The sequence below is a fragment of the Lysobacter sp. 1R34A genome, assembly GCF_051217035.1.
GTDB lineage: Bacteria > Pseudomonadota > Gammaproteobacteria > Xanthomonadales > Xanthomonadaceae > Lysobacter.
Window position 1 is genome coordinate 1 of sequence record NZ_JBPKJP010000203.1, and the last position, 1,425, is coordinate 1,425.

General features: G+C 73.8%; 1 protein-coding gene. It reads left to right on the forward strand.

What is annotated here, in order from left to right:
* On the forward strand, nucleotides 1-1,425 hold a 1,425-nt coding region (locus ACSAMQ_RS20525), incomplete at both ends, for a UvrD-helicase domain-containing protein (RefSeq protein ID WP_435397429.1).

Here is a 1,425-nt window from a genome sequence, read left to right on the forward strand (position 1 = left end):
TGCCGCGCGAGGGCGACGATGGCGAACGCGCGCTGACCCGCAGCCTGGTCGAGGCGCAGGCCGCGCAGGAAGGCGCCGCGCCGTTGCGCGCGCGCCTGGCGCGTGCGGCGCGCGAGATCGACCTGGCCGCGGTGGTCACCATCCACGGCTTCTGTGCGCGGGTCCTGGCCGAGCACGCGCTCGAAACCGGGCAGCCGTTCGCGCCGCCGGAGATGATCGGCAGCGAACGCGAACTGCACGACGAGATCGCGGTGGACCTGTGGCGCGCCTTCGGCAGCGATGCGACCGCGGCCGAACTGTTGTCGCTGCAATGGCCGGGCGGCCCGCCTTCGCTCGCGGCCGATCTGGGCCCCTTGTTGCGTAACGCCCAGTTGCTGCCGCCGGTGCCGGCGGTGTCGGACGATCCCCTGCCGGCGCTGCAACAGGCCGCGCAAACCTTGAGCGCGGTGTTCGCCGAGCATGGCGAAGCGGCCTGCGCGCGGCTCGACGCCGCGATCGCCGCCAAGGTGCTCAACGGCAACAGTTACCGGGCCAATCTGCCGCGCGAGTTGTGGCTGCTGCTGAGCCAGTGGTGCGCGCACGGCGATGCCGGTCAGGCGCTGGACCCCAGGATCGAGCGGTTGACCCCGGCGACCCTGGCCGCGCGCACCAACAAGGGCAAGGAGGCGGCGACGCCGTCGTCGCCGCTGTTCGACGCCGTCGCTGGCTACCTCGACGCCGCCCAGCAGCGTGCGCAGTGGCTGGCGGCGCAGGCGGTGGCGCTGGTGCACCGGGTGCGCGAGCAGGCCGGCAAGCGCCTGAGCGAACTCAAGCGGGTGCGCCGGGTGCAGAGCTTCGACGATCTGATCGCCGACGTGGCTGCGGCACTGGAAGGGCCGCACGGCGAGACCCTGGCCGAACGCCTGCGCGAGCAGTACGCGGTCGCCCTGGTCGACGAATTCCAGGACACCGACGCGCGCCAGTGGCGGATCTTCGAGCGGGTGTTCGGCGCGCGCGCGCTGTTCCTCATCGGCGATCCCAAGCAGGCGATCTACGGCTTCCGCGGCGGCGACGTGCACACCTATCTGGGCGCGGCCCAGCGTGCCGAGCAGGCGCCGCCGCTGGATCACAACTTCCGTTCGCGGCCGTCGCTGCTGCGCGCGGTCTCGGCGCTGTACGCCCAGGCCGGCGAGACCGCCTTCGTCGATGCGCGCATCCGCTTCCGCGAAGTCCGGCCCGGCGGTGCGGTCGCCGATGCCGACCTGCAGCGCGACGGGGCGGTCGCGCCGGCGCTGACCCTGCGCCGGCTGCCGGCGCCGGACGACGGCCGCAAGAGACCCGAATGGAACGCGCCGGAGTCGCGCGAACTGGCGACCCGCGCCTGCGTCGCCGCGATCCACGCCTGGCTGCGCGACGCGCGCGACGGCCGCGCCAGCATCGCCGGGC